Origin of the sequence: Micromonospora sp. M71_S20, assembly GCF_003664255.1 — a bacterium.
GTDB lineage: Bacteria > Actinomycetota > Actinomycetes > Mycobacteriales > Micromonosporaceae > Micromonospora.
In genome coordinates, this window is sequence record NZ_RCCV01000001.1 from 3,810,451 (window position 1) to 3,835,445 (window position 24,995).

Below are 24,995 nucleotides of genomic sequence, written 5' to 3' on the forward strand. Positions count from 1 at the left end.
CGTGATCCCGCCAGCCCTCGACCTCACCGTGCTGGAGCGCGCCGCGCGGCAGCCGGACCGCGCCCTGTACGTCTTCGACGATCCGGCCCGGCCGGTGACCACGGGGGAGTTCGCCGACCTCGCCGGCCGGGCCGCCGCCGTCCTGGCGGCCCAGGGCGTCGGCCGTGGCGACCGGATCGCGGTCTGGGCCGAGAACGGGCTGGCCTGGCTGGTGCTGCTGGCCGCCGCCGCCTGGCGGGGCGCCGCCCTGACCACCCTGCACCCCGGCCTCACCGGTCCCGAGCTGACCTCGGCGCTGGCCCGCAGCCGGCCCCGGCGCCTCTACGCCGCCGAGCGGGTACGCGACCGGCACGGCCCGTCCACCGTCACGCGGGCCCTGGCGGCGTTGCCGCCCGGCGAGCGCCCGGACGGCTGGCACGTCCTCGGCGCGGACCTGGGACCGGGGGCCCTGGCGCAGCTGCCCGGCTGGGACGGCACCGTCCCGGCACCCGTCGGTGACCCGGACGCCGCCTGCAACATCCAGTTCACCTCGGGCTCCACCGGCCCGGCCAAGATGGTGTCGCTGAGCGCCGGCAACCTGCTGGCCAACGCGGCCTGGACGGCCGAGGCGGCCCGGTTGCACGCCGACGACCGGATCGCCTCGCCGCTGCCCCTGGCCCACGCGGCGGGGCTCGGCAGCGGGGCGATGCTGGCGCTGGTGACGGGCGCCCTGTGGGTCTCCACCCGCCGGTTCCGCACCGAGCCGGTCCTCGACCAGATCGAGCGGCACGAGTGCACGGTGGTGCAGGCCGTACCCACCATGGCGTCGATGCTCACCGACCGCGTCGAGCGGGACCCCGGACGCTGGGACCTGTCGTCGTTGCGGGTCGGCTTCCTCGGCGGCGCCACGTGCACCCCGGCGCTGCTCACCCGCACCCGACGGGTGCTCGGCCTGGACCGGGTGGCGGTCGTCTACGGCCAGACCGAGGCCGGCCCCACGATCAGCCTCGACCCCGGCGACGGGACCTGCGGCGCGCCCGGTGACACCGTCGGGCGCGTCCTGCCGGCCCTGGAGGCCACCGTGGTCGACCCCGCCACCCGCGCCCCGGTGCCCACCGGACGGGTCGGGGAGCTGCTGGTACGCGGCAGTTCGGTCACCCGCGGCTACGCCGACGACCCGTTCACCACCGCCGCCACGATCACCAGCGACGGCTGGCTGCGCACCGGCGACCTGGGCGCGCTGACCGACGAGCGGGTCCTCACCCTGGCCGGTCGGATCAAGGAACTGATCATCCGCGGCGGCGAGAACGTCCACCCCGCCGAGGTCGAGGCCGTGCTCGCCGACGACCCGGCCGTGGCCCGGGTGTGCGTCGTCGGCGTGCCGTCACCCCGATGGGGGGAGGAGGTCGCGGCACTGGTCGTGACCGTCCCGGGTGGGCACTGCGACGTCGACCGGCTCGCCCGCGGCGCCACCGAACGCCTGGCCCGGCACAAGGTGCCGACCCTGATCCGTACCGTCGCCGACCTGCCGCTGCTGCCGTCCGGGAAGGTCGACCGGCGGGCCGCCCGGGAACTGCTCGTCGCGGAGGGGGAACGCTGATGCAGCTCGGATCGTGCTTCCTGGACTCGCTGACCGTCACCAGCTTCTTCGGCAACGCCGAGATGCGCGGGGTCTTCAACGACCGGCAGCTCATGCAGTCCTGGCTCGACGTCGAGGCCGCCCTCGCCCGGGGCCAGGCGCGCCTGGGCATCATCCCGTCCGCCGCCGCGCAGGCGATCACCGAGGCCGCCCGCGTCGAGCGGCTCGACACGGCGGTCCTCGCCGCCGACGCCGCCGACACCGTGCACCCCCTGGTGCCGCTGGTGCGCGCGCTCACCGCCGCCTGTCCCGGCGACGCCGGTCGCTACGTCCACCTCGGCGCCACCACCCAGGACGTGATGGACACCGGCTTCGTCCTGCGCGCCCGCGACGGCCTGGACATCGTGCAACGGCAGGTCGACGAGCTGGTCCGCGCGCTGCGGCGGCTCGCGCTGCGCCACCGCGCCACCCCGATGGCCGCCCGCACCCACGGGCAGCAGGCACTGCCGACGACGTTCGGCCTGCGCTGCGCGGTGTGGCAGGACGAACTGCAACGGCACCGCGTCCGGTTGCGGCAACTGCGGCAGCGGCTGCTGGTGACCAGCATGGGCGGCGCGGCCGGCACCATGGCCGGCTACGGCGCCCAGGCGTTCGCGCTGGAGCACGCGGTCGCCACCGACCTGGGGCTCGGCGTCGCCGACACCCCCTGGCACGCCACCCAGGACCGCTTCGCCGAGTGCCTGATGGTCTTCGGCCTCGTCGCGGCCAGCGCCGAGAAGCTGGCCAGGGAAATCTACTTCCTCGGCCGCACCGAGATCGGCGAGGCGTACGAGTCGCAGCGGGCCACCCAGGTCGGCAGCAGCACCATGCCCCACAAGCGCAACCCGATCCGCTGCGAGGCGGTGATCGCCGCCGCCGGCACCCTGCGGGCGCAGGTGCCCCTGGCGTTGCAGACCATGGTCGCCCAGGACGACCGGGACATGGGCGTCGGGATGACGCTGTGGAAGCTGCTGCCGGAGTGCTTCATCCTGCTCGGCGGCGCGTTGCAGCGCCTGGTCGACGTCTTCGGCGACCTCGGCGTCAACCCCGACCGGATGCGCGCCAACCTCGACCTCACCGGCGGGCTCGTGCTTTCCGAGGCGGTGATGCTGCGCCTGGCCGGCCCGCTCGGCCGGGAGCAGGCCCACCACCTGGTGATGCGGATCGTGCGCGACAGCCTGGAGCAGGGCCGTCCGTTCGCCGAGGCGCTGCGCGCCGACCCGGAGGTGGCCGCCGCCCTGCCCGCGGCGGAACTCGCCGGCCTGCTGGACCCGCTGTCGTACGTCGGCCACGCCGCCGCGCTGGTCGACCGCGCCCTACTGAACTCGGAGTCGCCATGACCGACGCACACCGCGCCGAGGAATCCGTGCTGCTGCACCGCGACGGGCGACTGGCCCGGGTGACGCTGAACCGGCCCGCCCGGCGCAACAGCTTCGACCTGGCGATGCTCGCCCGCTTCGAGGACGTGCTGCACGAGCTGTCCCGCGACGACCGGACCGAGGTCGTCGTGCTCACCGGCGCCGGCACCGCCTTCTGCGCCGGCACCGACCTGCACGAGCTGGCCACCCTCGACGCCCGGGCCACGATGTCCGTGCAGCGCCGCACCGCCGAGCTGGTCGAACGCTGGTACCGGCTGGAACAGACCACCGTCGCGGCCTTCAACGGCCCGGCCATCGGCTCCGGGGCGGTGCTCGGCCTGGCCAGCGACCTGCGGGTGGCCGCCGACACCTGCTTCGCGACCTTCCCGGAGGTGGGCTTCGGCATCCCGCTGACCTGGAGCGGCATGGCGATCCTCGCCGACCTCGTCGGCGCCGACCTGGCCAAGCGCTGGCTGCTGCTCGGCGACCGGATCCCCGCCGACGAGCTGCGCGACCTGCGCCTGGTGACCGAGGTGGTGGACCCAGGGCGGCTCGCTGACGCCGCGACCGGGATCGCCGAACGGCTGCTCGCCACCTCCGCGGTCGGACGGTCGATGACCAAGCGGGCCGCCCGCCTGGCCGGGCCCCGGTTCGAGGCCGCCGCCAACGACTCCTACCTCGGCGCGCTGAGCGTGGCGCTGCGCCCCGCCGGCGACTACCTCGCCCGGGATCCCCGGTGAGGGCCGGCGAGGCGATCGCCGACGCCGTCGTTAGGCAGGGGGTCGACACGATCTTCGGGCTGCTCGGCGACGCCAACATGTTCCTGGTCGCGGACCTGGTGCAGCGGCACGGCGTCCGGTTCGTGGCCGCTCGCAACGAGAACGCCGCGGTGATGATGGCCGACGGCTGGGCCCGCGCTACCGGCCGGTGCGGAGTCGTCACCGTGACCCAGGGCCCCGGCCTGGCGGTCGCCGGCGCCGCGCTGACCATCGCCCGGCAGGCCGGCACGCCGCTGGTCCTGATCGCCGGCGACACCCCGCCCGGCGACCCGCTGCACGTGCAGAGCTTCCCGCAACAGCCCTTCGCGCTGGCCACCGCCGGGGCGTTCGTGCCCGTGACGGCGCCGGCCACGGCGGCCCGCGACGTCGGCCTGGCGTTCCGCGCCGCCGCCGAACGGCCCGGCCCGGTCGTGCTCGACGTCCCCATCGACCTGCAGGACGAGCCGGTGCCGGCCGGTGCCGTGCCCGCGCCGGTCGCCGTCGTGGCGCACCGGCCCGCACCGTCGGCGCCCACCGACGCGGCGGTCGCCGAGCTGGCCGGCCGGCTGGCCGCCGCCCGCCGCCCCGTGCTGCTGGCCGGGCGGGGCGCCGAGGCGGCGGCGGACGACGTACGCCGGCTCGCCGACCGGTGCGGCGCGGTGCTCGCCACCACCGTGCTGGCCGCCGGGCTCTTCGCCGGCCACCCGTACCACCTGGGGGTGGCCGGAGGACTGGCCCGCCCGCTGACCCGGCGGGTGCTGGCCGACGCGGACATGGTGGTCACGTTCGGCGCCGGACTCAACCGGTGGACGGCCGACCACGGCGCGCTCTTCCCCGCGGCCCAGGTGGTCGCGGTCGACGTCGACGCGCGGGCACTGGGAGCGCGATGGCCCGTCGACGCGGGGATCGTCGGGGACGCGGCGGCCACCGCGCGGGCCGTGACGGCCCGGCTCGACCCGGTCGAGCGCCCAGACTGGCGCAGCCCCGCCCTGGCCGCGCAGATCGCCGCGGCCGACCCCTTCGACGGCATCGAGTTCGTCGAGGGGGCGGCGGGGATCGACCCCCGGGCGTTCATCCGGGTCTGCGCCCGGCGGCTCCCGGCCCGGCGCACCACGGTGGTCGGGGTGGGGCAGTTCGGCGGCTGGCCCAACCTGCTGCTCGACTCCCCGGCCGTGGACCGCGCGTTCATCGCGCCCTGGGAGTTCGGCAGCATCGGGGTCGGCCTGCCGTACGCCGTCGGGGCCGGGGTGGGCCGCCCGGACCGGCCGGTGGTCGCCTTCGAGGGCGACGGTAGCCTGCTCACCGGCCTCGGGGAGCTGGACACCCTGGCCCGGGTCGGGGCGCCCGTGCTGCTGGTGGTCCTCGACGACGGCGGCTACGGCGCGGAGGTGCGCAAGTTCGCCCCGCGCGGGGTCGACCCGGCGTTGGCCCGGTTCCCGGCCCGGGACCTGGCCGCCGTGGCGCGGTCCCTGGGCGTGCCGGCCTGGACGGTCACCGACCAGGCGAGCGCCGAGGCGGCGTTCGACGAGGTGCTGCCGGTGACCGGGCCGGCGGTGCTGCACGTCCGGGTCCTGCCCGAGGTCACCCAGGAGCGGTTCTGACGGCGTACGCCCCGTTGCGCCGCCGCCGGTCGCCGCTCCGGCGCCTGATGCCGTGCCGGCGTCGGACGCTGCGCGCGGCGCGGCGCCGGCGCGCCGGCGGGGAGCCTCGCCGGGTGACCGGCCCGTGGGCGACGCGGTCAGTCGCCCCAGCTGTCGCCGAAGCCGTGGCCGAGCTGCCGGGACAGCTCGGCGGCGGTACGGCAGGCGGCGTCGGCCAGTTCGCGGGTGCGGGTGTCGTCCAGCCGGAAGATCGGCCCGGAGATACTGATCGCGGCGGTCACCCGTCCGCGCCGGTCGCGCACCGGGGCGGCCACCACCCGCAGCCCGTGCTCGCTCTCCTGGTCGTTGAGGGCCCAGCCCTGCCGCCGCACGGTGTCCATGTGCGCCACGAAGGTGTCCAGGTCGGTGATGGTGTTGCTGGTCATCGCCGTGAACGGCACGGTGGCGAGCAGGGCGCGCAGGGCGTCGTCGTCGTGGTCGACGAGCAGCGCCTTGCCGGCCGCGCTGCACCACAGCGGGATGCGCCGGCCGAGGCGGGAGACGAGCTGCACGTTGCGGGTGCCCTGCACGACGTAGAGCGAGATGGCGTCGGAGCCCTCCAGGACGGCGAGGTTGACGCTCTCGCCCTCGTGCTCGGCGAGCTGGTGCAGCAGCGGCCGGGCCAGCGCGTGCAGGTCGATGCCGGCGAGGAAGCGGGCGCCCAGCTCGAAGACGGCGACGCCGAGGCGGTAGGTGCCGTTCTCCTCGTTGCGTTGCAGGAAGCCGGCGTCGGCCAGTGCGCGGAACAGCCGGCTGGCCGTGGACTTGTGCAGGCCCAGTTCCCGGCTCACGTCGCTGACCTTGCGCTCGACGGCGTCACCCCGGAAGGCCAGCAGGACGCCCAGGGCGCGGTCCAGCGCCTGGGTGCCCGACTCGCGGGGGGCGACGCCCTCGTCGGGCGTCGGGTCAGTGGCGTACGACATCTTGCTTCCCTGCCTTTCCGGCTGCTAGGTTTCATAATATAACTCTAGGACCACATGATGGTCCAATGCACGGTGGTCCACTCGCCCCGACCAGTCCAGGTCCCCTCCGGCGGAAGACACGGACCGACACCGGAATCAGTGAGGCATCCGCATGACCGTGAATCCGATCGACCTGGAAGTCGTCACCGAAAGTCTCATCTCGATCGTCCGGGAGATGCGACAGACGATCTTCCGTACCGCGCACTCGCCGGTGATCGCCGACGCCCAGGACTTCTCCTGCGCACTCTTCGACCCCTCCGGGCAGATGGTCGCCCAGGGCCGGGACATGCCAGGACACGTCATCGCCATGCCGGCCTCGGTGGCCGAGATCTTCGCCGACTTCGCCGCCGAGATGCGTCCCGGAGACCTCTACATCGTCAACGACCCGTACCGGGGCGGCAGCCACCTCAACGACGTCACCCTGATCAGCCCGGTCTTCGTCGACGGGCAGATGTTCCTCTTCCCCTGCGTCCGGATGCACTGGGCCGACATCGGCGGCATGACCCCGGGCAGCGTGTCCGGCCAGGCCACCGAGATCCTCCAGGAGGGGCTGCGGATCCCGCCGATCAGGCTGATCGAGGAGGGCCGCCCCAACCGGGCCGCCTTCGACATCCTCTTCGCCAACGTCCGGATGGCCGAGGAACGCCGCGGCGACCTCGAATCCAGCATCGCCGCCTGCCACACCGCGCAACGACGGCTGCGGGAACTCGTCGACCGCTGGGGCACCGACCTGATCCTCGACTGCGTCGCGGCCAACATGGACCGCACCGAGCAGCGGCTGCGCGACATGATCCGGTCGCTGCCCGACGGCACCTACCGGTACGAGGACTACCTCGACCTCTACACCGACGGCGACTACGACGCCGCGATCGTCCGCTGCCGGCTGACCGTCGACGGCGACGAGATCGAAGCCGACTTCCGGGGCTCCTCCACCCAGGTCGCCGCCGTGGTCAACTCGTCGCGGGCGATGACCGTCGCCGGGGTGTTCATCGCGGTCAAGTCCGCCCTCGACCCCGGCGGGCTGGTCAACCACGGCGCGTTCCGGCCCCTGCGGGTGCTCACCGAGCCCGGCACCGTGGTGCACGTCAGCTACCCCGCCCCGGCCAACGCCCACAGCGAGGTCCGCAAGCGGGTCATCTCCGCGGTGATGGCCGCGCTGAGCCAGGTGGCACCCGACCTCATCGCCGCCGACCAGTTCGGCACCACCTTCCAGAACCTCATCGGCGGCGTGGACGAGCACACCGGTCAGCCCTACCTCTACTACGACTACCCGGCCGGCGGCAACGGCGGATTCCTCGAATCCGACGGCCCCAGCGCGATGAACCCGGTCGACCTCGGCGACATCTCCACCATCCAGTCCGTCGAGCGGCTGGAGACAGAGATCCCGATCCTGGTCGAGGCGTGCGAGCTGCGCGCCGGCTCCTGCGGAGACGGTACCCACCGCGGCGGCCTGGGCAGCCGGCGGGAGACCCGGCTGCTGGCCAGCGGCGGGGCGTACTCGGTGCAGACCGACCGCACCACCGTCCCCCCGTACGGGCTGCGCCACGGCGGTCCGGGCGCCCCGACGGTCACGTACCTGCGCCGCGCCGACGGCCGACGGGTCGACTTCGACACCCCCGGCAAGATCGCCGGTTTTCCCATGCGCGCCGGGGACGTGCTGGTCATGGAGTCCGCCGGTGGCGGCGGCTGGGGCGACCCGCTGGACCGCGCGCCGGAGGCCGTCGCCGAGGACGTCCGCCAGGACTACCTGACCGGCGACGAGGCCCGCCGGCGCTACGGCGTGGTCCTCGACGGCGACGGCGAGGCCGACCGCACCGCCACCGCCGACCTGCGCCAGCGACTGCGGGACGAGCGGAGCTGGCTTCGCCTCACCACCACCGACCGGCCTGCCTACACCGGGCGGCGCGGCCAGCGCCGGCTGGCCTACGTCGCGCCCGGCAGCGGCCTGGCCGAGGAGAGCCTCGTCGAACTGCACGGCGTGCACCCGGCACCGCTGCGGGCCTGGCTGCGGCACGACACCGCGCTCGCCGCCGACGAGATAGCCCTCGACGACGACGGGATGCAGATCCTCGGCGCCGCCGCCGAACACCGCGCGTACGTGCGCGTCCTCACCGGGGAGGAGGGGTCGTGAGCAGGGTCTTCCGGGTGCCGGTGGCGACCACCAGGCCCCGCACCGGTGGCGGCGCCGGCAGCGCCCCGGCCCCGCAGCCCGCGCCGGCCCGCGCCGGCATCGTCGCCGGATGCCTCAGCCCGCATCCACCCCACCTGATCTACGCGGAGAACCCGCCGCAGAACGAGCCCCGCTCCACCGGCGGCTGGGAGACGCTGCGCTGGGCGTACGAGCGGCTGCGCAAGCGCATCCAGGAGGTGCACCGACCCGACGTGCTGATCGTGCACGCCCCGCACTGGATCACGATGGTCGGCCACCACGTCAACTGCGCGCCGAACCCGCGCGGCATCTCCGTGGAGCCGATCTTCCCGCACCTCTTCCGCTACCGGTACGACTTCCGCACCGACGTCGAACTCGGCGAGGCCATCGTCGAGGAGGCCAGCGGCCTCGGCCTGGTCACCCGCGCGATGCGCGACCCCCGGGTACGCGTCGACTACGCCACCATCGGCGCCCTGCACCTGGCCAACCCCGCCTGGGACATCCCCGTGGTGTCCCTGTCGGCGAACAACAACCCGTACTTCTACTCCGACGCGGCACTGGAGGAGATGGAGGTGCTCGGCGAGGCCACCCGCCGCGCCGTCGAGGCCACCGGCCGCCGCGCCGTGCTGCTCGCCTCGAACTCCCTGTCGCACCTGCACTGGCACGAGGAGCCGGAGCTGCCGGAGGACATGGAACGCGAACACCCGTACAACAACCACCAGTACCGCTGGGACATGAAGCTGCTCGAAGCGATCCGCCGGGGACCGACCGCCCCGCTGCGGGAACTCATCACCGAACACATCGAGGCGACCGCGTCGGAGACGAAGGCCGGCAGCCTCACCTGGCTGCTCGCCGCGATGGGCTGGCCCAGGGTCGCCGGTGACGTGCTCGGCTACGGCACGATCATCGGCACCGGAAACGCCGTCGTCGAGTGGCTGCCCGAGGGGAGTCCCCATGGCTGACCGGACCGGAATCGTCGCCGGCGCACTCCTGCCCGGCATGCCCCACCTGCTCGCCAAGGAACCCGCACCGAGCTGGGCCGCACTGGCCGCCGCGGCACGCGACGTGGGCGAGCGGCTGCGCAGGCTGGAGCCGGACGTCGTCCTGCTGCTGTCCACCCAGTGGTTCACCGTCCTCGGCCACCAGTTCCAGTGCGACCCCAACCCGCGCGGCGAGCACGTCGACGAGAACTGGTACGCCTACGACTACGGCGAGCTCCGCTACGACCTGCGCTTCGACGTCGAGTTCAGCGAACGGTGGGCCGACCGGGTGCAGGCCGACGGCAAGCAGGCCCGCCGCACCCGCTACGAGGGCTTCCCCATCGACACCGGCACCATCGTCACCTCGGCGCTGCTCGACCCGGAGCGCAAGCTGCGCTGGGCGCAGGTCTCCTGCAACCTGTACGCCGACGCCGACACCCTCGCCGACGTCGGCCGGGCCGGTGCCGCCGCCGCCCGCGACGCCGGGGTACGCGCCGCCGTCGTCGTGGTGAGCGGCCTGTCCTCCGGACTGATCCAACAGTGGATCGAGCCCGGGCAGGACCACATCGGCGCACCCGCGCACGAGCAGTGGAACACCCGCGTACTCGACCTGCTCACCGCCGGCAAGGTCGACGAGGCGCTCGCGATCCGCGAGGACTACGCCCGGCAGGCCCAGGCGGACAGCCAGTTCCGGGCCCTCGCGTTCGCCGCCGGGACCGGCGCCGCGAGCGGACCGGCGCAGCTGCACTCGTACGGCCCGATCTGGGGCACCGGCGCCGCCGTCCTGTCCTGGAACCTGCCCGAGCGTCCCTGACCGAAGCCGACCCGCAACCAGAGCAAGGAGCAGACATGCGAAACGTGGCCGTGGGCTTCGTCGAAGCCGAGGGTTTCACCCCCATCTTCGACGCCGTCGACGCGATGGTGAAGGCCACCGAGGTCGAGGTGACCAAGGTCGTACGCCTCGGCGGCGGCATCGTCGCGGTCGCCGTGCGCGGTGACCTCGCCACCGTCGAGGAGGCGGTGGACATCGGCGAGGAGACCGCCCGGGCGCGCAGCCGCTCGGTGCGCTCCATCGTCTTCGCCAGCCCCTGCGACGCGGTTAGCGCGCTGGCCGCCGAGCCTGACCTCGTCGGCAACTGACAACCGGGTAAGGAGAATCAGACATGTCCTCCGACATCGCGATCGGAATCGTCGAGACACGCGGCCTGGTGGCGCTCTCGGCCGGAATCGAAGCCATGATCAAGACCGCCGACGTCCGGTGCGTGGCCGTGGAACGGGTCACCAGCGGCTACCTCGCGGTCGCGGTCCGGGGCACCCTCGCCGCCGTACGCCAGGCCGTCTCCGCCGGGGAGGCCGCCATCCGCGCCCACGGCGAGCTGCGCAGCTCCCAGGTCTACCCGAAGCCCCACCCGACCACGGCGGCCCTGCTGGACGCGCCCGAACCGGCCCGCATCCGCGAGGTCATCGCCGGCCTGCGGGGAGAAACCAATGGTGCTCGGTGAGGTCGTCGGCAAGGTGTGGGCCGACCGCATCCTGCCGGCGTTGCAGGGCAAGCGGCTCGTCCTGGTCCGCCCGCGCGGCGACGGGCCCGACCTCGTCGCCGTCGACCCCCTGAACGTCGGCGTCGGCACCACCGTCCTGGTCGTCACCGACGAGGCCGCCGCAGCCGTGACCGGCCAACCCACCGTGGACGCCGCCGTGGTCGCGCTCGTCGCAGACCCCGGCAGCGAGCGGACCGAGCCCACCACCTGAACCGGAAGGGACACCTGACCATGCCCGAGTCATCCTGGCCGGTGAGCCTGCGCGACGGCCGCCCGAGCGCCGACCCGCCGACCCTGCGCAACTTCGTCGGTGGTGAGTTCGTCGAGGGTGGGCGGCGGTTCGTCAAGCGCAGTCCGGTGACGGGTGAGCCGGTGTTCGAGGTGGCCGAGGCGGATCGGGCGTGTGTGGACGACGCGGTGGCGGCGGCGCGGGCGGCGTTGCGGGGGCCGTGGGGTCGGATGGGTGAGCGGGAGCGCGCGGAGGTGTTGCGTCGGGTCGCCGACGAGTTGGAGCGCCGTTTCGACGATCTGGTGACCGCGGAGGTCGCGGACACGGGTAAGTCGATTTCGCAGGCTCGCACTCTGGACATCCCGCGTGGTGCGGCGAACTTCCGTGCGTTCGCGGAGATCGTGGCGACGGCGCCGACGGAGTCCTTCACGACGGTCACCCCGACCGGTGGGCGGGCGTTGAACTACGCGGTGCGTAAGCCGGTGGGTGTGGTGGCGGTGATCGTGCCGTGGAACCTGCCGTTGTTGCTGTTGACGTGGAAGGTCGCTCCGGCGTTGGCGTGCGGCAACGCGGTGGTGGTGAAGCCGAGCGAGGAGACGCCCGCGTCGGCGACGTTGTTGGCGGAGGTGATGGCCGCCGCGGGGGTGCCCGACGGGGTGTTCAACCTGGTGCACGGCTTCGGTCCGGACTCGGCGGGGGAGTTCTTGACTCGGCATCCGGGGGTGGACGCGATCACGTTCACCGGTGAGTCGTCGACGGGGGGTGCGATCATGCGGGCCGCCGCCGACGGGGTGAAGGCCGTCTCCTTCGAGTTGGGTGGCAAGAACGCCGGGCTGGTGTTCGCCGATGCCGATCTGGATGCGGCGGTGGCGGGGTCGGTGCGGTCGAGTTTCACCAATGGTGGTCAGGTGTGTCTGTGCACGGAGCGGATCTATGTGCAGCGGCCGGTGTTCGAGGAGTTCACGGCGCGGTTGGCGGAGCGGGCCGCCGAGCTGCGGTTCGGGTGGCCGGCGGACGAGGCGACGGTGAACATGCCGTTGATCTCGCATCAGCATCGCGACAAGGTGTTGGGCTATTACGACCTTGCCCGTGCCGAGGGTGCGCAGGTGCTTGCCGGGGGTGGTGTGCCGCGTTTCGGTGACGCCCGTGACGGTGGGGCGTTCGTGCAGCCGACGGTGTTGACGGGGCTTGCGGCGGGTGCGCGGACGAACACTGAGGAGATCTTCGGGCCGGTGGTGCATGTGGCGCCGTTTGATGATGAGGATGAGGCGTTCGCGTTGGCCAATGGTACGGAGTACGGGTTGGCGGGGGCGGTGTGGACGCGGGATGTGGGTCGGGCGCATCGGGCGGGGGCGCGGTTGGATGCGGGGATCGTGTGGGTGAACACGTGGTTCCTGCGGGATTTGCGGACGCCGTTCGGTGGGGTGAAGGCGTCGGGTATCGGGCGTGAGGGTGGCGTGCATTCGTTGGGTTTCTATTCCGAACTCACCAACGTCTGCGTGGACCTGACATGAGCGGCGGCATTCGCATCGGTGACGCGGGGTTCAGTGGACGTGGCGAACACATCGGTGTCGCGGAGTGTCGTGGCGGCGGCGGCGAGCGGCGCGGAGGGCTGACATGAGCGTTGACTACGAGGCGGCGGCCCGGGAGCTGTTCGACGCGCGGGAGAGCGGCACGCCCTGCCCGCCGCTGCGCGGGCGACTGCTGCCCGAGGGCGACGTCGACACGGCGTACCAGGTGCAGCAGCTCCAGGTCCGGCGGTGGCTGGACGCCGGCCATCGGCGGGTGGGCGCCAAGGTCGGGTTGACGTCGCGGGCGGTGCAGGAGTCCTTCGGGGTGTTCCAGCCGGACTTCGGGGTGCTGTTGGACGACATGGCGGTGCCCGACGGGGCCGAGGTGGAGATGGACCGGCTGTTGCAGCCCCGGGTGGAGGCGGAGGTCGCCTTCGTGTTGGGCGCGGATCTGCCCGACGAGTGGATTACCAGCGCGGACGTGATCCGGGCGGTGGATCACGTGTTGCCGGCGATCGAGATCGTGGATTCGCGGGTGGCGGGGTGGGACATCTCGATCGTGGACACGGTGGCGGACAACGCCTCCAGCGGCCTGTTCGTGCTCGGCACGACGCCGCGTCGCCTGACGGATGTGGATCTGCGGTTGTGCGGGATGGTGCTTGAGCAGGCCGGTGAGCCGGTGTCGGTCGGGGCGGGCGCGGCGTGCCTGGGCAATCCGTTGCACGCGGTGCAGTGGCTGGCGCAGACGATGGCGCGTTCGGGTGATCCGTTGCGCGCGGGTGACGTGGTGCTGTCCGGGGCGCTCGGTCCGATGCTGCCGGTGACGGCCGGCGCGGCGTACGAGGCGCGGATCTCCGGCCTGGGCTCGGTGCGCGTCTGTTTCTCGGGGGAGGCGTCGTGAGCGGGATGGCGGTTTTCGCGGTGATGCGTGAGGGGGGTACGTCATGAGCGTCGGGGTGGCGGTGATCGGGTCGGGCAACATCGGCACCGACCTGATGATCAAGGTGCTGCGGCTCTCCGAGTCGTTGCGGATGGTGGCGATGGTCGGCATCGACCCCGACTCCGACGGGTTGGCGCGGGCGCGCAGGTTGGGTGTGGCGACCACGGCCGAGGGTGTGGACGGTCTGGTGGCGATGCCGGAGTTCGCGGATGTGGAGTTGGTGTTCGATGCCACGTCGGCCGGCGCGCATCGGCGCAACGATGCGGTGTTGGCCGCGCACGGTCGGCTGGTGGTGGATCTGACGCCGGCGGCGATCGGTCCGTACGTGGTGCCGCCGGTGAACCTGGATGAGCATCTGGGTGAGCGCAACGTGAACATGGTGACGTGTGGTGGGCAGGCGACCGTGCCGATCGTCGCCGCTGTCGGTCGGGTGACGCCGGTGGCGTACGGGGAGATCGTCGCCTCGATCGCGTCGAGGTCGGCGGGTCCGGGGACGCGGGCGAACATCGACGAGTTCACCGAGACCACGGCGCGGGCGATCGAGGTCGTCGGCGGCGCGCAGCGGGGTAAGGCGATCATCGTGTTGAACCCGGCGGATCCGCCGTTGTTGATGCGTGACACCGTCTACTGCCTGTGCCCGGACGCCGACGCCGACCGGGCCGCGATCGCCGCCTCCGTAAAGGAGATGGTGGCGTCGGTGCAGGAGTACGTGCCGGGGTACCGGTTGAAGCAGGACGTGCAGTTCGACCGGGTCGACACGTATGTGCCGTCGTTGGGGCGGCACCTGAGCGGGTTGCAGGTGTCGGTGTTCCTGGAGGTCTCCGGCGCGGGCCATTATCTGCCGGCGTACGCGGGAAATCTGGACATCATGACCTCAGCCGCGCTGCGCACCGCGGAGCGGCTGGTCGGACAGCGATCGGCAGCGACGCGCCAGGACGGTGCTGGTGGCGACGGCGCTGATGGGGACGGTGCGGGTCGGGACGTCGTGGAGGTGACCGGGTGACTGATCTGTACATCCAGGACGTGACGTTGCGCGACGGCATGCACGCCGTGGCCCACCGCTACACCGTCGAGCAGGTCCGCACCATCGCCGCCGCGCTCGATGCGGCCGGGGTGGCGGCGATCGAGGTCGCCCACGGCGACGGGCTCGCCGGTTCGAGTGTGAACTACGGTCACGGTGCGGCCAGCGACGCCGAGTGGATTTCGGCGGCGGCCGAGGTGATGACGTCGGCGAAGCTGACCACGTTGCTGCTGCCGGGGATCGGCACGATCGCGGATCTGAAGGCGGCGAAGGCCCTCGGCGTGACGAGTGTGCGCATCGCCACCCACTGCACCGAGGCCGACATCTCGGCGCAGCACATCGCGTGGGCGCGGGAGAACGGCATGGACGTGGCCGGGTTCCTGATGATGTCGCACATGAACGACCCGGCCAGGTTGGCCGCCCAGGCGAAGTTGATGGAGTCGTACGGGGCGCACTGCGTCTACGTCACCGACTCCGGCGGACGGCTACTCATGTCCGATGTGGCCGAACGCGTGGACGCGTACCGGCAGGTGTTGGAGCCGACCACGCAGATCGGTATCCACGCGCATCACAACCTGTCCCTCGGCGTGGCCAACAGCGTCGTCGCGGTCGAGCACGGCCGCATCCTCGGCGACGGCCCGTTGGGCTCGGCGCACGGGCGCACGGTGCGCGTGGACGCCTCCCTGGCCGGGCAGGGCGCCGGCGCGGGCAATGCCCCGCTGGAGGTGTTCGTGGCCGTCGCCGAGCTGCACGGCTGGCAGCACGGCTGTGACGTGTTCGCCCTGATGGACGCCGCCGACGACGTCGTGCGGCCGTTGCAGGACCGGCCCGTGCAGGTCGACCGAGAAACCCTCTCCCTCGGCTACGCGGGCGTGTATTCCAGCTTCCTGCGCCACGCCGAGCGGGCCTCGGACAAATACGGCGTGGACGTGCGCTCCATCCTGGTCGAGTTGGGCCGCCGCCGCATGGTCGGCGGGCAGGAGGACATGATCGTGGACGTGGCACTGGACCTCGCCGGCAAGGAGAAATCATGATCGGGCCGGACACTGTCGGTATCGCCGAGCGCCTCGGCGTGGCGGCCGACACCGCCACCGCCATCGGCCAGTTGGCCGCCGAGACCGGCCTGGACGTCGACGCCGCGTACGCGGTGCAGACCGCGCTGATCCAGCGCCGCCTCGACCGCGGCGAGCGCCTCGTCGGGTTGAAGATGGGCCTGACCAGCAAGGCGAAGATGGCGCAGGTCGGCGTGGACGAGGTCATCTGGGGCCGCCTCACCGACACCATGCGCATCCCCGACGGCGGCACCCTCGACGTCGGCGCCTTCATCCACCCCCGCGTCGAGCCGGAGGTGGCGTTCCTGCTCGACCGCCTGCCCGAACCCGGCGAACCCATCGGTGACTTCACCGACGCCGTCCGCGCCGTCGCCCCCGCCATCGAGGTCATCGACTCCCGATACGCGAACTTCACCTTCTCCCTGCCGGACGTCATCGCCGACAACACCTCCGCCGCCGCGTTCGTCATCGGGCCGTGGAGCCCGGTGCCCGACGGGCTGGAGAACCTGGGCGTGCTGCTGGAGATCGACGGACGCGTCGCGCAGGTCGGCTCGACCGCCGCCATCCTCGGCGATCCCCGCCGCGCCCTCGACGAAGGCATCCGCCTGGCCGGCCGGCACGGGGTGCGGCTGCGCGAAGGCTGGGTCTTCCTCGCCGGCGCCGCTACCGCCGCCGTCCCCCTACAACCCGGCGCCCACGTCCGCGCCGTCGTCGAACACCTCGGCACCGCCACCCTGCGAGCATCGGCATGACCACAAGCCACGGCACGACCGCGAACCAGAGCACGACCGTGAACCAGAGCACGACCGGCCAGGGCGGGAGCGCGCAGGCGCACGTCGTCGCCGGCAAGGCCGTTCCCCGCGGCGCGTTCCCCCACGTCAAGGTCGCCGGCGGCTTCGTCTTCGTCTCCGGCACCTCCAGCCGCCGGCCGGACAACACCTTCGCCGGCGTAGAGGTGGACGAGTTCGGCACCACCAACCTCGACATCCGCGCACAAACCCGCGCCGTCATCGACAACATCGCCGACCTGCTGCGCACCGTCGGCGCCGACCTGACCGACCTCGTCCAGGTCACCACCTACCTCGTCAACATGAACGACTTCGGCGGCTATAACCAGGTCTGGGCCGAATACTTCGACGCCACCGGCCCCACCCGCACCACCGTCGCCGTCCACCAACTACCCCACCCGCACCTGCTCATCGAGATTCAGGCCGTGGCCGTACTGCCCTGACCTGCCGGTGAGCGGGGGGCGTGGCAGCACGTCATCGTCCAGGTTCCGCCTCTCCGTCGAGCCGGGCGAGCAGGGCACTCACCTCGGTGTGCAGGCGACGCAGCTCCGCAGCCGTCGGCGCCAGCTCGTAGCAGTGGTGGTGGGCGGCGACCGACAGGGTCGCCCAGGCGAACGCGACGCGGCGGGCGACGACGACGCCGGGGCCGAGCCGGCCGCGCAGCATCAGCTGCTTCGCCCGGCCCTGCCGGCACCGCGCCACCGCCGGCCTGGTCCGCCGCCAGTAGGCGTCGATGCCACCTTCGAGCGCGAGCCGGATCAGGCAGGCGCACGCCCGGGGCCACCAGCCGCCGGCGACGGCGGCCCCACCGAGCGTGCCGGCACCGCCCAGCAACTCTTCGGCCGCCGCCAGGCAGCGCTGTGGCGTCGGCGCGGTCACCGCAGCGCCTCCGTCAGCAGGTGGGCGTCCGCGACCAGACCCGGCAGGTCCACCAGGTACGACCCGTGCACGCCCTCCCGGCATGCCTTGTACGCGGCCACCGCCCGCGACCCGTATCGGCGGCTCAGGCACCCGAGCACGTCGCCGCCCCGGTCGGCGTCGTCGAACAGGGCCAACGCGAGCGTGGTGGTCAGCCGCCGGGAGGCGTCCACGATTGCCCCCTCGATGTCGTCGTGCGGCACCCCGCGCGCCACCCGCTGCCGCCACACCATCCGGTGGCAGGCCGCCTCAACCGCCGAGCGGCACAGCTCCGCCACCACCGGCCCGCGCACCTCGGCGGCGATCTCCTCGTTGCGCGCCAGCGCGTACGCGTCGTCGAGGTAGCGGGTCACCGGGTCGGAGGCGGGCCGCAGCGTCACCACGGACCGCTCGGCGCGGGTCACCTCGACGATCCGGGCCCTGCCCAGGTCGAGCCGGCGCACCGCGTCCGGCAGCCGGGTGTCGTGGGTGAAGACCACCACCTGCCGCTGCTCTGCCAACGCGGCGAGCACCCGGGCCAGGCCGTCGACCTTGGCCGGGTCCATGCTCTGCACCGGGTCGTCGACGACGATGAACCGGAACGGGCTCTCCGGCGCGCACCCGCGCGGCAGGAACGTCGCCAACCCGAGGGCGTGCATCTCACCCTGGCTCATCACCCCGAGCGCGGTGCCGTTGTCGGCGCCGTCCACGCTGACCGGAAACGCCACCCGCCGCCGCGTGTTCGTCCCCTCCAGGGTCATCGCGCCCAACTCGACGTTGCTCTCCTGGCGCAGCTGCGCCCAGATCCGCTGTGAGTGCTCCGCGAACGGCGCCATCCGCTCGTTGCGCAGCCGCGCAGCGGTGGACTTCAGCCAGGTCCGCGCCGCCCTCACCCGGGCCAGCGTCGCCTCGCGCTCGGGCAGCCGGTTCGCGGCGTCGACCCAGCCGCGCAGCTCGGCCGCCGTCCGCCGCCACCCGGTGTCGCGCTGCCGCAGGACCCCTTCGGCGTACGCGCGGGCCGCCCCCGCCGCGGCCACGACGGCCGGATACCGCGCGTCCAGGTGCGCCGCCAGTTCGGCCGGTTCCGCGGGTACGCGCCGCAGCGCAGCCACCGCCTCACGCAGCCCGTCCAGCGGCGCCTCCGCCACACTGCGCAGCCCGTCCAACGGCGCCTCCGCCGCCTCGCGCACCTCGTCCAGTGGCATCTTCGCCGCGTCACGCGGCGCGTCTAACGGCATCTCCGTCGCGTCACGCGGCTCGCTCAGAGGCGAATCCGTCGTGTCGTCCTCCGGCACGGCGAGGTTGTCGATCAGGTGGTGCGCCTGCCGCAGCAGAGCGGTCAGCCGCGCCGCCGCCGACCGGGCGGCGAGACTACGGTCCCGCAGCTGCGCCAGCCACGCGCCGGCGGCGCTGCGCCAGTCCCCGTTGAGGCTACCCGTGGCGCAGACCGGGCACGGCCCGTCGCCGGTGTCCTCGTGGTGCTCCATGGCGAGGCGGAGCAGCTCCGCGCTGCGCAGCGCCGCCAGGTTCCGCCCGCCGTCGTGCCGCTGCACCTCGGCGGACGCCTCGCGCAGCTGTTCTGCCAGCCGCGTCACCTCCGCCACGGCCGGCACGCGCAGCTCGACCAGTCGCCGGCACAGCAGCAGCGGCCCATCCGCGGCGACCTCCTCCGGTTCGTCGAGGATTGCGCGCAGCGCCGCCAGGTCGACGGCGCCGCGCCCCTTGAGCAGTACGGCCGCCCGTCGGGCCCGGTCGTCGGCGACGCCGGTCAGCTTCTCGGCGAACGCGGCGCGCCGGGCGCGTACCTCCTTGATGGCCGCGTCGAGGGGCCGGGCGGCGGCCATCAGCCGCTGGTCGGCGTCGGTGATCGCCTCCAGGCCGAGGATCGCGGAGATCGCGTCGAAGAGCTGGCTCTGCGTGCCGGCGGTGAGCCGGCCCAGCTCGGCGGCGGCGAGGAACGGCCGGTACAGCTCCAGCGGACGGGCCAGCCCCAGCTCCGCCAGGCTCGCGTGCCGTCCGTGCTCGCTGGTGACGGTGACTTCCGCGTCGGCCAGCGTCGCGCCGAGCGGCCACGACCGGGTCACCGTCACCGGCTTCGCCTCCCCGTCGACGTGCAGCTGCGCCACGATCCAGCACGGGTCGGGGGAGTGCAGGTTGCGCCTGCCCGTACGCCAGACGCTGTTGCGCTCCGCCCACCGGGCGCTGTCGCCGGTCAGCGCCAGCTCGACGGCTTCGGCGAAGCTCGACTTGCCGGAGCCGTTGCGCCCGACCACCAGGGTGAGGCCCGGGCCAGGGTCGATCTGGAGGGTGCGCTCCGGTCCGACGCCCCGGAACCCGGCGACCGTGACCGAGGAGAGCCAGATCTGTCCCGTCGGTGCCGCGTCGGTCGGGACGGCCAGGTCAAGGCTGGTCTTCCCGCCGTCGAGCGCGGCGGCCAGGTCGTCCTGGCCGCTCAGGGCGGCGAGCACCAGCTCGGCGGTGTGATCGGACACGTCGTCGGCGGTGAGCCGCTCGAAGATCAGCTCGACCAGCGGCTCGGTACGGCGGGCGGGAAGCGCCGGCGTAGTGGGGGAGGGTTGGCGGGGGATGGGCATGTCGTCTCCAGGCGCATGCTCCCTGCGGACCGGCGCAGATGCCGGCCCGCTGCGGGGAGCGGGGAAGATGGTTCCGGATAGGTGTGGAGGATCCGGTGGACGGATTCGAGTTCTGCGTGCCGCTGTCGAGCTGCTTGGGGTGTCTGGGTTAGCAGGCAGGACGGGTGGCGACGTGGTTCGGCAGGCGGTAGGTCACCGGCACGCTGGGGTCTGCCAGAGGATCAGGCCGGGCCGACCCAGGACAGGACCGACTCTCCTGTGGACGGGACGGCGGTGTGCGGGGCAGCGAGAACCACGATCATCTCCCGGGGTGAGAAGTCAGCCGGTGTGGTCAGCTGGCGACGGTGGTGTGCCAGTCGCGGAGGAACGCCTCGACCAGCGCGTGCGCGCGGGGGCGTACGTCGAAGGACTCGCCGAGCCGTCGGCGGGCCATGTGGGACAGGCCGTCGGCCGCCTCGTTGAGTGCGTGGCCGCTGTGCCCCTTGACGTGGGCGAAGGACAGATCCGGCCGCCGGCCCACCAGTTCGGCGAGCCGGACCAGGGTCGGCTGGTCCGACGACCTGCGCGGGCGCAGGCTGTAGCCGACCGGCATGGCGTCGGCCTCGCCGGCCTGCCAGCGGTGTAGGTACCGCAGGGCGGTCAGGCTGTCCAGCAGCACCGTCATGCCGGCGGGCACCTCGTCGTACGCGGAGAGCAGGAAGTCGACCGCCCGCAGCTCGTTGATCAGCACACGCGACGGGCCCGTCGGGTCCAGCCGGCCGGTGCCCCGGCTGCGTAGACCCCAGTGACCGTCGCTGACGACGTACGCGATGCCGCCGGCACGACCCTTCCAGCTGGCGTCGGTCGCGGCGACGAGCGGCGCGGACATCCCCGCCCAGCGGCCGACCCGGCCGCGACCGCGTTCGGGGTTCGGCTGCGGGCGGTGGACCTGGTGCCGGGCGGCCTGCTGCTCCGCCGTGTCGAGGAGCTGCCGGGCCGAGGCGAGCTCGTCGTAGTGGGCGGCGGTGAGTGCCAGCCGCACGGCGTCGCCGATGCGCTGGCAGTCCTCGCAGCGGGTGACGCGGGCATAGGCGCGCAACGCGACGGCGCGCTCGTGCAGGGGAGTGGGGAGCAGGTCCAGGGCGCGCAGGAACTCATCGGGACGCACGACGCCTCCTGACGTCTCGTAGCGGGGATGGAGGGGCACCGGGCGGGGCGGTTTGCTCGCTTTCGGCGCTGTGGAGCTGATGTCGTAGACGGATCAGGCGGGCGTGATGGTCCAGTTGCCGTCCGCCGTCACCTGGACGAGGGCGGGCGCTTCCAGCGGACGAACACCCGAGTAGCCGCCGATCTCGTTGACCAGCAGACCGCCCTCCTCGGTCTCGATCGAGTAGGCGTGGATGACAAAGTTGCCGCTGCCCCTGGTGTGGGTGATCTTCGCGGCGGTGCCGGCACCGCCGAGCATCAGCACGTCGTCACCCTTGCCTGCGGCCTTGCCGGTGGTTGCCTTCGTGGCCAGCTGAGCAACGCTGCCGATCGTCAACGTCCACGACCCGGACGCCTCCACCTCGAACTGGGTGGTCAGCGAGCCGTCCTCGAGGTTGATCCAACGTTTGCCGCTGTAGGAGCCGATCTCGTTGACCAGCAGCCCGTCCCCGTCGCTCTTGAGGACCGTGTTGCTGGAGCACTTGCAGGTGAACTTGACGACCGAGAGGTCGGTCAGCTCGCCTACCCGCACGATGTCGTCGCCGCGCCCCCTGACCACCTTGGGCTTGGGGGCCGGCGGGGCCGTGGTCGGCTCGGGGGCGGTGGTGGTGGGAGCGGCCGTGGTCGGAACCGCCGTGGTCGGGGCGGCGGTGGTGGGAGCAGCCGTGCTCGGCGCGGCGCTGCTCGGAGTGGCTGACGGGAGGCTGCTGGCGCTGGTGGCCGGTACGTCCTCGTCGCCAGCGACGGCACCGATGACCGCACCACCGCAGCACAGCGCGACGACGAGGGCCACGCCACCGACGGCCCAGGCTCGGGCGTTCGAGCGCCTGGGCGGGGCGGGCATCCCGGCGATGGTGTAGCCCGACGAAGCGGGCGGGCCAGGCGGCGGTACCGCCGCGCCGGTCGGGGGAGTCGGAAGCTGCGCGGCCGGGTGCGGCGGCACGGCGGACACCGGCGGGACGGCGGGGCGCTCGGCGGGCATCGGCGTGGTCGGATCGGTCATGACAGTGCTCCTCTGTGAACTGACGCGGTGGTGGGCTGATGCCCGGGAGGCAACGGGGCGGGCGGGGCCGCCCGCCCCGACGGGACGACGGGAGGTCAGCTCAGGGCGACGTGACGCCGCCGGAGAACGGCGAGTCGTGCAGCTCGAGCTTGGTGAGCTTGACCTTCTTCGGGATGTCGAAGACGACCACGCCGGTGACCTGGTTGCCGGGGTTGATGTCGTTGAGGAACGTCTCGGCGTTCTGGTTGGAGTAGATGGCGGCGCCGGTGTCGGCGGAGTACTCGGTGCCGTCGGCCGCGTACGCCTTCTGGCTGCTGCCGTCGAACATCTGCGACTCCTTGCCGATGTTCTTGACGTTGATCGTGATCAGGCAGAACTGGCCCTGCGCCTTCTCGCCGAGCACGCTGTAGCCGACCTTGGCGACGCCGCACTTGGACGACTTCACCGTGAACTCGAACTTCCCGTCGCGGGCCGGCTGGCCGATCTTCGCGGTCTTCACCGCCTTGTCGTCGCCCTTGACGGCGGCACCGTCGCTGCCGGAGCCGCCCGCGGTGTCGGTGGTACCAGCGCCGCAGCCCAGCGCGACGACGGCGGTGGCGAGCAGGGCGAGAATCGTGGTCATGCGCATCGTTGTCCTCAACTGTGAACGCGGCGGGGTCAATAAGAGCATCGTCTGACAACGCTGTCAACAGACGCTGTGAACCTTGACAGGCGTGCGAGACTTCGTACGTGAAGACACCGACCGTCACCGCCGCAGAGATCGCTCGGCTCGCCGGGGTCGGTCGCGCCGCGGTCAGCAACTGGCGCAAGCGGCACCCCGACTTCCCGGCCCCGGTGGGCGGCACCACGGCCAGCCCGGAGTTCGACCTCATCGAGGTCGAGCAGTGGCTACGCGGCCAGGGCAAGCTTCCGCAACTGTCCCGCGCCGACCGGCTCTGGCAGCACCTCGCCGCCCCGAAGGAGACCCCCGCCGCCGCGCTGGCCGCCGTCGGCGCCCTGCTGCTCGCCCGCCACCGTGACGACCGCCCGGCGCCCGGACCCGCCGACGCCCACCTCGCCGCCCTGCTGCCCGACGTCGACGCCCTCGCCGACGAACTCGGCCCCCAGGCCGCCTTCGACGAGCTGTGGCGACGGTTTTCCGCCCCCGGCCCCGGCCGCCCCTTCGCCACCCCCGACGTGCTGGCCGACCTGATGGTCGGCCTCGCCGGCGTCGGCGGCGGCTCCGTCCTCGACCCGGCCGCCGGCACCGGCGCCCTCCTGCGGGCCGCCGCGCGCGCCGGCTGCACCTCGGCGTACGGGCAGGAACTCGACCCGGACCTCGCCAGGCTCGCCGGGCTGTCGCTCGCCCTGCGCGAGGTGCCCGGCGAGGTGTGCCCGGGGGACTCGCTGCGCGCCGACGCGTTCGCCGGCCGCACCGTCGACGCGGTCGTCTGCCACCCACCGTTCGGCGCCACCAACTGGGGCGACGCGGAACTCGGCTACGACCCCCGCTGGGAGTACGGCGTCCCACCCCGCACCGAACCCGAGCTGGCCTGGGTGCAGCACGCTCTGGCGCACCTGCGGCCCGGCGGGCACGCCGTACTGCTCATGCCGCCGACCGTGGCCGGACGCCGCGCCGGCCGGCGGATCCGGGCCGAGCTGCTGCGCCGAGGAGCGCTGCGCGCCGTCGTCGCGCTGCCCAGCGGTGTGGCCGCGCCACACGGCGTACCCCTGCACCTGTGGGTGCTGCGGCGACCCGCCGCCGACGCGCCCGCACCGGCGCGGGCGCTGCTGGTCGACGCCGCCGAGGGCGACCTCGCGGAGCTGTCCGCGCGGGTGCTCACCGCCTGGCGGGCCTTCGCCGCCGCGCCCGACGCCGAGGCCGACGAGGCCGGGTTCGCCCGCGCGGTGCCGGTCATCGAGCTGCTCGACGAGGACGTCGACCTCACCCCCGCGCGCCGGCAACCCGCCGTCGGGGTCGAGCGGACCGGCGAGCACCTGGTACGCACCAGGGAACGGCTCGCCGCGATCGTCGGCGACCTGCCCGCGCTGATGCCCCAGGTCACACCCACACCCGACGGGGCACCTCCGCTGACCGCTACCGTCGCCGAGTTGGCCCGTGGCGGAGCGCTGCAGATCCTCGGCCCGGTCCGTCCGAATGGCGGCGAGTCGGAATCCGTTGAACTGCTGGTCCTGCACGCTCGGGATGTGGTGGAGGGCAGTGGGCCTTCACCGCACGAGGGCAAGCCGCTCGGCCAGGCAATCGAGCTCGCGCCCGGGGACGTCGTGGTGCCGCTGGTTGCGCGGCGGCTGACAGTTCGTGTCATCACCGACGAGGAGGCCCTGCTCGGGCCGAACATGTACCTCTTGCGCCCGAATCCGGCCGCACTTGACCCGTGGTTCCTCGCCGGACAACTGCGAAACTCGGCTAATGAGAGGCAGGCGTCCAGCCTCTCGGGAACCCTGCGCTTCGACATCAGACGTGCACAGGTGCCTCGGCTTCGGTTAGACGACCAGCGGGCGTACGGCGACGCGTTCCGACGCCTCAACGCTTTTGAGTCGGCTATCCGACAGGTGGCGCTGTTGGGCACGGAACTCGTTCAGCTCACCGCCGACAGCCTTGCCAACGGCTCGGTCAATCCCGCGGTCGGCGCCGAGTGAGCCTTCTGTTTCAGGGACATTTAGCCGCGGCCGAGCACGACACCACATCGGTCCAGCCCTCGCCATGGCGAGCTCCGTGGCCAGGCGTGCGGTTGATCATTTCGGCCGGGTGGGGGGCTACAACGATGTAGAGCAGCGGGGCATACTGCT

22 protein-coding genes and 1 pseudogene are annotated in these 24,995 nt (G+C 72.9%); 17 read left to right on the forward strand and 6 right to left on the reverse strand.

Annotated features, from left to right (window positions below; genetic code table 11):
* Position 1 precedes the first annotated feature (1 nt).
* Genes DER29_RS16395 through DER29_RS16410 form a run of 4 tightly spaced genes read left to right on the forward strand, consistent with a single transcriptional unit; the run spans position 2 to position 5,314 of the window.
* Positions 2–1,579 carry a class I adenylate-forming enzyme family protein gene (locus DER29_RS16395; RefSeq protein ID WP_121398116.1) on the forward strand — a complete coding sequence of 526 codons (1,578 nt, stop codon included), beginning with the start codon at positions 2–4 and terminating at the stop codon, positions 1,577–1,579.
* Complete coding sequence (purB, locus tag DER29_RS16400) at positions 1,579–2,937, forward strand: adenylosuccinate lyase (protein ID WP_121398117.1); 1,359 nt, start codon at positions 1,579–1,581, stop codon at positions 2,935–2,937. Before DER29_RS16395 ends, purB begins: the two co-directional genes overlap by 1 nt.
* On the forward strand, positions 2,934–3,695 hold the full coding sequence (locus tag DER29_RS16405) for an enoyl-CoA hydratase/isomerase family protein (RefSeq protein ID WP_233599848.1): 762 nt from the start codon (positions 2,934–2,936) through the stop codon (positions 3,693–3,695). Before purB ends, DER29_RS16405 begins: the two co-directional genes overlap by 4 nt.
* Positions 3,692–5,314, forward strand: coding sequence for a thiamine pyrophosphate-binding protein (locus DER29_RS16410; protein WP_121398118.1), 1,623 nt, complete (start codon positions 3,692–3,694; stop codon positions 5,312–5,314). The genes DER29_RS16405 and DER29_RS16410 overlap by 4 nt, the downstream gene beginning before the upstream one ends.
* Positions 5,315–5,451: 137 nt before the next feature.
* Here the strand turns inward: DER29_RS16410 and DER29_RS16415 are convergent, their stop codons facing one another.
* Positions 5,452–6,276: an IclR family transcriptional regulator gene (locus DER29_RS16415; RefSeq protein ID WP_121398119.1), complete on the reverse strand. Its 825-nt coding sequence runs from the start codon at positions 6,274–6,276 to the stop codon at positions 5,452–5,454.
* A 151-nt stretch (positions 6,277–6,427) separates the two neighbouring features.
* On the opposite strand from DER29_RS16415, the gene DER29_RS16420 reads away from it, so the two are divergent.
* The 12 genes and pseudogenes from DER29_RS16420 to DER29_RS16475 all read left to right on the forward strand — a co-directional run bounded on the left by DER29_RS16420 (position 6,428) and on the right by DER29_RS16475 (position 16,969).
* Positions 6,428–8,446 (forward strand): hydantoinase B/oxoprolinase family protein, encoded by a 2,019-nt coding sequence (locus tag DER29_RS16420; RefSeq protein ID WP_121398120.1) that lies wholly within the window; start codon positions 6,428–6,430, stop codon positions 8,444–8,446.
* Positions 8,443–9,426, forward strand: a complete 984-nt coding sequence (locus DER29_RS16425; RefSeq protein ID WP_121398121.1) for a tRNA U-34 5-methylaminomethyl-2-thiouridine biosynthesis protein — start codon at positions 8,443–8,445, stop codon at positions 9,424–9,426. The genes DER29_RS16420 and DER29_RS16425 overlap by 4 nt, the downstream gene beginning before the upstream one ends.
* Positions 9,419–10,258: a 2-amino-5-chlorophenol 1,6-dioxygenase subunit alpha gene (locus DER29_RS16430; protein ID WP_121398122.1), complete on the forward strand. Its 840-nt coding sequence runs from the start codon at positions 9,419–9,421 to the stop codon at positions 10,256–10,258. The genes DER29_RS16425 and DER29_RS16430 overlap by 8 nt, the downstream gene beginning before the upstream one ends.
* Before the next feature lie 35 nt (positions 10,259–10,293).
* Positions 10,294–10,584 carry a BMC domain-containing protein gene (locus tag DER29_RS16435; RefSeq protein ID WP_121398123.1) on the forward strand — a complete coding sequence of 97 codons (291 nt, stop codon included), beginning with the start codon at positions 10,294–10,296 and terminating at the stop codon, positions 10,582–10,584.
* A 23-nt stretch (positions 10,585–10,607) separates the two neighbouring features.
* Positions 10,608–10,946 (forward strand): BMC domain-containing protein, encoded by a 339-nt coding sequence (locus tag DER29_RS16440; RefSeq protein ID WP_121398124.1) that lies wholly within the window; start codon positions 10,608–10,610, stop codon positions 10,944–10,946.
* Positions 10,933–11,196 (forward strand): EutN/CcmL family microcompartment protein, encoded by a 264-nt coding sequence (locus DER29_RS16445; protein WP_121398125.1) that lies wholly within the window; start codon positions 10,933–10,935, stop codon positions 11,194–11,196. Before DER29_RS16440 ends, DER29_RS16445 begins: the two co-directional genes overlap by 14 nt.
* A 20-nt stretch (positions 11,197–11,216) precedes the next feature.
* Complete coding sequence (locus DER29_RS16450) at positions 11,217–12,728, forward strand: 2-hydroxymuconic semialdehyde dehydrogenase (RefSeq protein WP_233599849.1); 1,512 nt, start codon at positions 11,217–11,219, stop codon at positions 12,726–12,728.
* A gap of 103 nt (positions 12,729–12,831) precedes the next feature.
* Entirely contained in the window at positions 12,832–13,626 is a 795-nt protein-coding gene (locus DER29_RS16455; protein ID WP_121398126.1) for a 2-keto-4-pentenoate hydratase, read from the forward strand.
* Positions 13,627–13,669: 43 nt separating this feature from the next.
* Positions 13,670–14,584, forward strand: a pseudogene (locus DER29_RS16460) (acetaldehyde dehydrogenase (acetylating)); the annotation flags it as partial.
* An 80-nt stretch (positions 14,585–14,664) separates the two neighbouring features.
* Positions 14,665–15,720 (forward strand): 4-hydroxy-2-oxovalerate aldolase, encoded by a 1,056-nt coding sequence (gene dmpG, locus DER29_RS16465; RefSeq protein ID WP_121398127.1) that lies wholly within the window; start codon positions 14,665–14,667, stop codon positions 15,718–15,720.
* Positions 15,717–16,490: a 2-keto-4-pentenoate hydratase gene (locus tag DER29_RS16470; protein ID WP_121398128.1), complete on the forward strand. Its 774-nt coding sequence runs from the start codon at positions 15,717–15,719 to the stop codon at positions 16,488–16,490. The genes dmpG and DER29_RS16470 overlap by 4 nt, the downstream gene beginning before the upstream one ends.
* On the forward strand, positions 16,487–16,969 hold the full coding sequence (locus tag DER29_RS16475; protein ID WP_121398129.1) for a RidA family protein: 483 nt from the start codon (positions 16,487–16,489) through the stop codon (positions 16,967–16,969). Before DER29_RS16470 ends, DER29_RS16475 begins: the two co-directional genes overlap by 4 nt.
* Positions 16,970–17,000: 31 nt before the next feature.
* On the opposite strand, the gene DER29_RS16480 is transcribed toward DER29_RS16475, so the two are convergent.
* From DER29_RS16480 to DER29_RS16500, 5 genes are all read right to left on the reverse strand, one after another.
* Positions 17,001–17,405 carry a hypothetical protein gene (locus DER29_RS16480; RefSeq protein WP_121398130.1) on the reverse strand — a complete coding sequence of 135 codons (405 nt, stop codon included), beginning with the start codon at positions 17,403–17,405 and terminating at the stop codon, positions 17,001–17,003.
* Complete coding sequence (locus DER29_RS16485) at positions 17,402–20,017, reverse strand: AAA family ATPase (RefSeq protein ID WP_121398131.1); 2,616 nt, start codon at positions 20,015–20,017, stop codon at positions 17,402–17,404. The genes DER29_RS16480 and DER29_RS16485 overlap by 4 nt, the downstream gene beginning before the upstream one ends.
* A 331-nt stretch (positions 20,018–20,348) precedes the next feature.
* Positions 20,349–21,164: a ribonuclease HI gene (locus DER29_RS16490; protein WP_121398132.1), complete on the reverse strand. Its 816-nt coding sequence runs from the start codon at positions 21,162–21,164 to the stop codon at positions 20,349–20,351.
* 93 nt (positions 21,165–21,257) lie between these two features.
* Entirely contained in the window at positions 21,258–22,205 is a 948-nt protein-coding gene (locus DER29_RS34200) for a hypothetical protein (RefSeq protein WP_158619040.1), read from the reverse strand.
* A gap of 100 nt (positions 22,206–22,305) precedes the next feature.
* Entirely contained in the window at positions 22,306–22,827 is a 522-nt protein-coding gene (locus DER29_RS16500) for a DUF4352 domain-containing protein (RefSeq protein WP_233599850.1), read from the reverse strand.
* Between the two features lie 107 nt (positions 22,828–22,934).
* Between DER29_RS16500 and DER29_RS16505 the strand changes: the two genes are divergently transcribed.
* Positions 22,935–24,845 carry an N-6 DNA methylase gene (locus tag DER29_RS16505; protein WP_121398134.1) on the forward strand — a complete coding sequence of 637 codons (1,911 nt, stop codon included), beginning with the start codon at positions 22,935–22,937 and terminating at the stop codon, positions 24,843–24,845.
* Positions 24,846–24,995 lie beyond the last annotated feature (150 nt).

What these genes read in the sequence shown, in the direction of transcription:
- DER29_RS16440 (WP_121398124.1), top strand. Translation starts at nt 10,608, where the DNA reads ATGTCCTCCGACATCGCGATCGGAATCGTCGAGACACGCGGCCTGGTG.
- DER29_RS16435 (WP_121398123.1), top strand. Translation starts at nt 10,294, where the DNA reads ATGCGAAACGTGGCCGTGGGCTTCGTCGAAGCCGAGGGTTTCACCCCC.
- DER29_RS16405 (WP_233599848.1), top strand. Translation starts at nt 2,934, where the DNA reads ATGACCGACGCACACCGCGCCGAGGAATCCGTGCTGCTGCACCGCGAC.
- DER29_RS16500 (WP_233599850.1), bottom strand. Translation starts at nt 22,827, where the DNA reads ATGACCACGATTCTCGCCCTGCTCGCCACCGCCGTCGTCGCGCTGGGC.
- DER29_RS16445 (WP_121398125.1), top strand. Translation starts at nt 10,933, where the DNA reads ATGGTGCTCGGTGAGGTCGTCGGCAAGGTGTGGGCCGACCGCATCCTG.
- DER29_RS16415 (WP_121398119.1), bottom strand. Translation starts at nt 6,276, where the DNA reads ATGTCGTACGCCACTGACCCGACGCCCGACGAGGGCGTCGCCCCCCGC.
- DER29_RS16475 (WP_121398129.1), top strand. Translation starts at nt 16,487, where the DNA reads ATGACCACAAGCCACGGCACGACCGCGAACCAGAGCACGACCGTGAAC.
- DER29_RS16420 (WP_121398120.1), top strand. Translation starts at nt 6,428, where the DNA reads ATGACCGTGAATCCGATCGACCTGGAAGTCGTCACCGAAAGTCTCATC.
- DER29_RS16450 (WP_233599849.1), top strand. Translation starts at nt 11,217, where the DNA reads ATGCCCGAGTCATCCTGGCCGGTGAGCCTGCGCGACGGCCGCCCGAGC.
- DER29_RS16485 (WP_121398131.1), bottom strand. Translation starts at nt 20,017, where the DNA reads ATGCCCATCCCCCGCCAACCCTCCCCCACTACGCCGGCGCTTCCCGCC.
- DER29_RS34200 (WP_158619040.1), bottom strand. Translation starts at nt 22,205, where the DNA reads ATGACCGATCCGACCACGCCGATGCCCGCCGAGCGCCCCGCCGTCCCG.
- purB (WP_121398117.1), top strand. Translation starts at nt 1,579, where the DNA reads ATGCAGCTCGGATCGTGCTTCCTGGACTCGCTGACCGTCACCAGCTTC.
- DER29_RS16455 (WP_121398126.1), top strand. Translation starts at nt 12,832, where the DNA reads ATGAGCGTTGACTACGAGGCGGCGGCCCGGGAGCTGTTCGACGCGCGG.
- DER29_RS16470 (WP_121398128.1), top strand. Translation starts at nt 15,717, where the DNA reads ATGATCGGGCCGGACACTGTCGGTATCGCCGAGCGCCTCGGCGTGGCG.
- DER29_RS16430 (WP_121398122.1), top strand. Translation starts at nt 9,419, where the DNA reads ATGGCTGACCGGACCGGAATCGTCGCCGGCGCACTCCTGCCCGGCATG.